The organism is Flagellimonas olearia, from assembly GCF_009184425.1.
Lineage (GTDB): Bacteria > Bacteroidota > Bacteroidia > Flavobacteriales > Flavobacteriaceae > Flagellimonas > Flagellimonas olearia.
In genome coordinates, this window is the sequence record NZ_WELG01000166.1 from 1 (window position 1) to 328 (window position 328).

Genomic DNA, 328 nt, shown 5'->3' on the forward strand with positions numbered 1-328 from the left:
AATCCATTCGCATGCACCCAGACCAAGATACCCTACAGGGCATGATGGACAACGCTGGCTTTGCCCGCACCGAATACTTCAACATGATTGGCGGCATCGTGGCCCTGCACAGAGGATTCAAATTTTGAGCCTGAAAGACCAGTCACGCTCTCCCGGGCTGCTCTCTACCACCGCCCTGGCCACCGTGGAGCGAGCCATCAACACGGCCCTGCGATCTGACCCCGCCAGCGCAGAGCGGCTGGCCGTACACGCCGGCCGGCTTATTGCCATTGAGGCCACACTGCCCCCCGTGGCCATCTACGGGTTAATCGTGGAAGACGGCGTGGAG

The 328-nt window shown here is 61.0% G+C and carries 2 protein-coding genes; both read left to right on the top strand.

What is annotated here, in order from left to right:
* Positions 1-11: 11 nt before the first annotated feature.
* On the top strand, positions 12-128 hold the full coding sequence (locus F8C76_RS19535) for a class I SAM-dependent methyltransferase (protein WP_439108303.1): 117 nt from the start codon (positions 12-14) through the stop codon (positions 126-128).
* Positions 125-328 (top strand): hypothetical protein (locus F8C76_RS19540; protein ID WP_211372213.1); only part of this gene is annotated, 204 nt, incomplete at its 3' end. The genes F8C76_RS19535 and F8C76_RS19540, both read left to right, overlap by 4 nt.